The sequence below is a fragment of the Barnesiella sp. An22 genome, assembly GCF_002159975.1.
Taxonomy (GTDB): domain Bacteria; phylum Bacteroidota; class Bacteroidia; order Bacteroidales; family Barnesiellaceae; genus Barnesiella; species Barnesiella merdigallinarum.
Genome location: NZ_NFJR01000034.1, coordinates 1 through 4,474, shown reverse-complemented (window position 1 = coordinate 4,474; position 4,474 = coordinate 1). Strand labels below are relative to the sequence as shown.

At 37.6% G+C, this 4,474-nt stretch carries 2 protein-coding genes; both read right to left on the bottom strand.

The window, feature by feature from the left end; translation table 11 throughout:
• Positions 1-194: 194 nt before the first annotated feature.
• The gene (locus B5F38_RS13945; RefSeq protein ID WP_087409724.1) at positions 195-1,520 is read right to left on the bottom strand and encodes a SusF/SusE family outer membrane protein; all 1,326 of its coding nucleotides are present in this window, start codon (positions 1,518-1,520) and stop codon (positions 195-197) included.
• A 53-nt stretch (positions 1,521-1,573) separates the two neighbouring features.
• Positions 1,574-4,177, bottom strand: coding sequence for a TIM-barrel domain-containing protein (locus B5F38_RS13940; RefSeq protein ID WP_087409723.1), 2,604 nt, complete (start codon positions 4,175-4,177; stop codon positions 1,574-1,576).
• Positions 4,178-4,474 lie beyond the last annotated feature (297 nt).

Genomic DNA, 4,474 nt, shown 5'->3' with positions numbered 1-4,474 from the left:
GGGGCTCCGAAACGGAGCCGAAAATATAAAAAGATGAGTTCGATCGGAAAAATTACCGGGACAGTCTGCCGATTGACTCATAATGACGGAATTAAACGACTGTCCCTATTTTAAATAAGAGACCGGTCCAACTATTATTGGGCCGGACTCTGTTTTATTCATCAAAGTTTGTTGTTCCCTTGATTATTTGCATTTTATTGTAATGCAACTTGTTGGGCAAAAACTTTTCCATTGCAGCTGATTTTGAATATATATATTCCAGTTGCACTATTATTGCTTATTGTAAAACTATTTGTTTTATTCTGTGCAGAATATACAATTTTTCCATCGAGGCTTATTAGTTGTACGTTGTCAGCTGAATATCCGTCAATCATGGAAACGTGTACCTCATTTCCTGATACATTATAATGAAAATACTTGTCAGTTTCAAGCATGTCTACTTTGGAGGTCGGTTCGAAGCGCGCTGAAATAGTCTCATAGAAAGTATTTACTGTAATAGTGTAAATGCCTTGTTTGTCACTATCAACAATCCATTTGGTGTCGTTTCCGCCGATTCTGAAACTTGTTGATTCGAGTATTTTTTCATTTTCAGTATATGGGTGTAGACTGTATGGATCCCAAGTTCTTTGTCCAAGAATTTTGAATTCGTTGCTTCCGACATTTTCAGGACGTATTTTTAATTCACCTGTGAATACAAACTGGTCTGGATTGTTGGTATCCTTTGTAAAAGGGATGGCAGAGTCAACATTCCAGCCGCATTCGGTTGCACCTCCTACGATATACAACATTTCCGGTGATTTGTATATTTCTGCATTTACTTCTTTTGCAGCCAGGTCTATTTTTATTTTATAAGCAGGATCTGCAACCATGACGTTCCATCCAGGTTGTTTTGAGTCTGTTGTTGTTGTCAGAGTTGTTTTGCCTGTAATGTCCATTGCTTCTTCAGAAGGAATGATATATTCTGTTGTTTCGTCTGGTGTCGGGGTTGTCATTATTTTAAGTTCTCCTTGCTGTAGTTCGCCGTTGTAAGCGAAATTGGCTACTCCATAAATTTTTGATAATTTTACAGTTCCTTCTGGAATAGCTGTTCCAGTTATCCATAATTCTTCCGGTATTTCGACATTGGCCTTTTCAACTACCATGGTAAGTTTCTTCAAATCGACGGTAACTGTATAAAACCCGGATTCTGATAACATGAATTTATGGTCATTGCCGCTTTCATTATATACGAGGTTATGAGATTTGCCGAGTTCAATAGGCTCATTTTCTGTTGGAGCATTAAAAGATGGTTGCCAAGTTCCCAAAGTGTTGATGAATTTGAAGTCACTTGCTTTCAACGGACCTGTCCAAGTGAAAATGGCGTTTTCTTCAGTTGTGGAAACCGGTGTCATGTATTCTGCCTTATTATTATCCCATCCGTTAGGTGCTGCACCTCCAATAAGATAGACTTGGGTGTAATTTTGGGCCGCTACTTTTAAGAAAAGTAAGGCAAGGATAAGCATTAGTGATATACGTTTCATAGCGTTAATTTTTAATAGTTAGTAAATGTGTTTTTGATTAAAATTATAAAGTCTTAAAGAATAATTTTTTGTGTTTGAATATGATTATCGTAAGTCAGTTGAACAATGCATAATCCGTCTGAAGGTATTGTTGATAAATCAAGCAGGATATTTCGGGCGTCTTTGAAATGGTCTGACAATAGGTTTTTTCCCATAACATCGAATAGACTTACGTGTATATTATTGCAATTTTTGTCGAGAGAAACTTGCATTTGTCGGCTATCGCTTGAGTAGGAAATGACAGCTTGTTTGGATTCCTTTATGTCGTTAATAGAACTCATGCCGTGTGTTACAACTATTTTTGTTTCCTGATCACATGCAATTTTAGGAAGGTAAATTATGGCTGTACGTTTTGCGCTGTCATATTTCCAAGTACCAGGCTTTTCATCGTTTGCATAAGTATATGTAAGGCCGTTGACAACTACATTCTCAGGCTTATTGACGGCTAATAATTCAATATCGTAGCTACGTTCATTAAGCATTCCGTTGAAATATCCTTCGATAGGGTGAATTGTATATATACCCTCATTCCCATTTTTTTCTTGGGTAATAGGTGTAAAGGTAAATGCTCCGTTTTCATAATTGTCATTATCATTTTCATCCTCGTAATAGCGTAATTCACCTTTTGAACCCGGGATGAATTTTAATATCAATTTGTCAGGACGGCTTTTCAAATCCATTAATTCGGGGAAATATGGAATGATGGCACCTTCTTTAATATAGTGAGGTATGTCACTTTGTGTAAATGTACGGGTATAAGACTGGTTACCTTCTAAGATTTCACCAGAACAAACTTCATACCATTTACCTTCTGGTAACCATATCGTTTTACTTATAGTTCCGTCTGCATCTGCAGCTTTTACAATTGGAGCTGCTAAAATATCATTACCAAACATATATTCATCATCGTGCTTATATGCTTCGTTGTTTTCTGGCCATTCATAATATAATGGACGGCAGAGGGAAATACCTGTGTCGTAGGAAACGCGTGCTTGTGTATATATATAGGGTACCATTGCGTATCTAAGTTTTACCGCTTCGCGCATTAATGGATAGTTGGGATATTTCCACATTCGGCGTTCGACGTCCGGATTGTTTGAACTATGTGTACGGATTATTGGGGAAAAAACACCAAATTGGATCCAGCGTAAAAATAACTCGGGATTGTTTTCTCCGTTTTGATGGTGTCCGCCTATATCATGACTCCAGTATCCGTAACCGACGTTGGAAGCTGTAGATGTGAAGTATGTTTCAAATTTTAGAGTTTCGAATGATGTGTGGGAGTCTCCTGAGAAACCTATCTGATAACGATGACTGCCCAATCCTCCCCAACGGTGGAAAATTATCGGACGGGCTTGTCCTTTTGCTTTCATGTCATTGTAAAATACATGATTGCACCAAAATGTGTTACTGAGTTTTTCTTCGTTTTCTGCAAGCAGCCATTGTTGCCAGTCAAGCCACCAAAAGTCAACTCCTATATTTTCATGTGGGCGGATTATGTTTTTAAAAAAGGCTTTATAAAAATCTTCATTTTCCAAATTCCATCGAATAGTACCATCTTCATTGATGATGCTGTCGGCAGTCAAATCCATACCTCTTGATTGAAGGTCATTGTAAAGTGCCTGATAATTATCTTCATAAGGGGCTATTCCATAAGCTGGGTGAAGGTTCAATGTGACTTTAAGTTTCTTTTCGTGTAGCCAGTTTAACAATCCTTTAGGATCTGGGATCAAACGTGTGTTCCAACTCCATCCGGTCCATCCACCTTTTCCTCCGTCAAGTTCACTTCCTGAGTAGTGCCAATCCATGTCGATGACCATGACATCTTGCGGCAGGCCGTTTTCTTCCATTTCTAAAGTCAGATTCTTATAATCATCTGCACTATAGTCTTCATATTTTGAATACCAGTAACCGAATGCATACATTGGTGGCATAGGAATTTTTCCGGCTATGCGAGTGAAGTCATAAAGAGCTTTTTTGTAGTTGTGTCCATATCCCATGAAATACCAGTCCATTGCAGGCGGATCCTGACGTTGAGATACCCAGTCAACACCATCTTCACGCTTATCTAACATTAGGCTGATGCCTCCATCTGCTCGTTCAGCTGTCTCATCAATTACGTACCATCCCGAACGGGAAAGAAGTCCGTCTTCCATCTCCGCACGTTTGTTTTCTCCGTCGGCACCATCAAGCGTGCGCATTGTTCCCTTTAGGTTTAATGGGTCTTTTTTCCAAGGATACCAGACGACAGTCTGTCCATCCACCTCAAATGTAATTTTTAAATTTTTAGAGCTGGCTGGATTGAATGTGCCAGGAAAACTGTTTAAGCGATATTGTAATAATAGTTTTTCTGTTTTGATGTATAGGAATTCTTCGTCTTCCCATGTTTCATATTCTGGAACAGGTAAACGACGATTTATCACAGTAAATGAAGCACGGTCTTCAAAGATTTGTTTGTCACTCCATTCTATACGAATCATTTCAGGGGTTAGAATTGTAAAGCGCATATCCCCAGATCGGACAATAGCTTTTGGATCTGCTACAGGATTGTTCTCTGCTGCTAATATTTGCAGAAATGAAAGAATAAAAAATACACAGATAAGTAAAAGATTTTTCATGTTTTTAGTTTTTTGTTAGTGTTTAAAGTGATGTGTTTATGCAAATATAATTAGAGCAGAAAGGATTGTAAAACAAGAGTAGGAATAAAGTAGTAGAATTAAATGTTAATTACAAGATAAACAGTGAATTATGTTTTTAATTCATTATAAAAAAGTAGAGTTCGGTTGCGTATTTAGGGACTGTCGTGAAAAGAATAAAACTTTATAACGAATTGATTGCCAATGTAATATAAAATTTGTATCTTAGCTAAAGATAAAAAGAATACCTCCAATTGCCCTAGAAAAGCCAAATTTGGA

Bases quoted from the DNA above. Each gene is read 5' to 3' on its own strand.
- B5F38_RS13945 (WP_087409724.1), bottom strand. From the start codon at position 1,520: ATGAAACGTATATCACTAATGCTTATCCTTGCCTTACTTTTCTTAAAA.
- B5F38_RS13940 (WP_087409723.1), bottom strand. From the start codon at position 4,177: ATGAAAAATCTTTTACTTATCTGTGTATTTTTTATTCTTTCATTTCTG.